The 1,010-nt window shown below is 72.2% G+C and carries 1 protein-coding gene; it reads right to left on the bottom strand.

The annotated features are described in order from the left end of the window. The coding region (locus DSP71_RS14070) for an amylo-alpha-1,6-glucosidase (protein WP_396652059.1) at positions 1-1,010 on the bottom strand (1,010 nt) is incomplete at both ends.

The following is a 1,010-nucleotide window of genomic DNA, read 5'->3' as shown; positions in this document are numbered from 1 at the left end:
GAAGGGGCGCGCCGCCGGGCACGCGCGCATCACCTGCGTGCAGCTCGGGCACGCGGTAGTCGAAGCCCTCCGCCAGGTCGAGCAGCTGCTCGGCGACCACTCGTGCTTCGGCATCGAGCCCGGCGCGGATCATGCCGTGCACGGCGATCGCGGTGTCGTGCGCCCACACGCTGCCACCGTGATAGCTGAGCGGCCAGTATCCGGCAGCGTCGGTCGACATGGTGCGGATGCCGTAGCCGCTCGACATGCTCGGCGCGGTCAGCAGCGCGGCGCAGGCCCGCTCCTCCTCGGGGTCGAGGATGCCGGTGCCGATCAGGTGTCCGATGTTGCTGGTGAGGGTGTCGACCGGGGCGCCGTGGGCGTCGAGGGCGATCGCGGGGTAGCGGCCCTCTGGCGTGGTGATCCAGTACGCAGCGCGGAAACGTTCGCGCAGGTCGGCAGCCCACGCCCGCAGCTCAGCGCCGCCGGGTTCGCCGAACGTGTCGAGCAGATCCGCGCCGCGCACAGCAGCCTCGTACGCATAGCCCTGCACCTCGCTCAGGGCGATGGGGCCCTCGGCCAAGCGCCCGTCGCGCCACTGGATCGAGTCGCCGGAGTCCTTCCAGCCCTGGTTCGCGAGTCCGTGGCCCGACTCGTCCGCATAGTCGATGAAGCCGCTGCCCGAGGCATCGCCGTGCACCGTCATCCAGGTCAACGCGGCGCGAAGTGCCGGGAGCAGTGCCCGCACCTCTCGCTCGGGCATGCCCTCGGCGTGGGCGTCGGCGAGCAGACAGATCCAGAGCGGGGTCGCATCCACCGTGCCGTAGTAGAGCGGCGGCAGGTGCACGCCCTCGTTCGGCAACGACAGGGCGCCGCTGCGCAGCTCATGCGCGATCTTGCCCGGAGCCTCGGCCGTCGAGGCGTCGTGCCCGGTGCCCTGGAGCCGGGCCAGCACCCGCAGCGTCGAGGCCGCCATGTCGGGGTCGACCGCGAGGGCGAGGCGGGCTGCCCAGAGCGAGTCCCGACCGAAG

This window comes from Microbacterium sp. H6, assembly GCF_003314775.1.
Lineage (GTDB): Bacteria > Actinomycetota > Actinomycetes > Actinomycetales > Microbacteriaceae > Microbacterium > Microbacterium oxydans.
The sequence above is the reverse complement of the archived record's forward strand: the minus strand, read 5'-3'. Positions and strand labels throughout refer to the sequence as shown.